1 protein-coding gene is annotated in these 533 nt (G+C 61.4%); it reads left to right on the forward strand.

Going from position 1 to position 533, the window contains the following annotated elements:
- Positions 1-16: 16 nt before the first annotated feature.
- Positions 17-533 (forward strand): NAD(P)-dependent oxidoreductase (locus AC1D0P_RS27980; RefSeq protein ID WP_477679710.1); only part of this gene is annotated, 517 nt, incomplete at its 3' end.

The following is a 533-nucleotide window of genomic DNA, read 5'->3' on the forward strand; positions in this document are numbered from 1 at the left end:
GGATGTGCCCTTTTCCATGGATCCCGCAAGCGTCGACCCGGATGCGGTCCGATACCTGATCACATGGACCCTGCCCGACGACCTCGCCCGCTACCGCAATCTGGAAATCCTGTTTTCGATCGGTGCCGGGGTCGACCAGTTCGACGACAAGTTAGTGCCCGCGCATATCAAGATCGTGCGCATGGTCGAAGACGGCATCATCCGGATGATGCAGGAATATGTGGCGCTAGCGGTGCTCGCCTTGCATCGCCAACTCCCTGACTATCTCAGTCAACAGCGAAAGGCAGACTGGCGTGCCTTGCCCCAAAGGCAAGCGCAGGAGATCCTTGTCGGCATTCTCGGCCTCGGCAGCTTGGGCTCGGCAGTCATCGAACGGCTGAAACCCTTCGGTTTCGCCCTTGCCGGCTGGAGCCGATCGTCGCGCGAGATAGAGGGTGTCCGTTGCCATCACGGCGACGACGGTCGCAGGCTCATGCTGTCTCAGACAGACATCCTCGTCTGCCTGCTCCCGCTGACGCCGGAGACCACCGGCA

The organism is Polaromonas sp. P1_G2 (genome assembly GCF_056405515.1).